1 pseudogene is annotated in these 218 nt (G+C 28.4%); it reads left to right on the forward strand.

Annotated features, from left to right (window positions below):
* Positions 1 to 218 (forward strand): annotated as a pseudogene (locus HMPREF3270_RS14040) (hypothetical protein); the annotation flags it as partial.

Consider the following 218-nt stretch of genomic DNA (forward strand, 5'->3'; position numbering starts at 1 on the left):
TATACAACCGCTAACCAAAATAAAATGAAGGATTACTTTATCATTCGTATTAAATATTATTATAAAGGCGGTAAATTACAAACAAGCAATGCCAAAGTTATCAAACAAAATGATGTAAAAAAAGAAGTTAAAAAGAATGAACAACAACAAGTGGTTAAGACAACAGATTGGAAAAAGAACAAACATGGTACTTGGTGGAAAAATGAACAAGCTACATT

This window comes from Staphylococcus sp. HMSC65H10 (assembly GCF_001839185.1).
Lineage (GTDB): Bacteria > Bacillota > Bacilli > Staphylococcales > Staphylococcaceae > Staphylococcus > Staphylococcus simulans.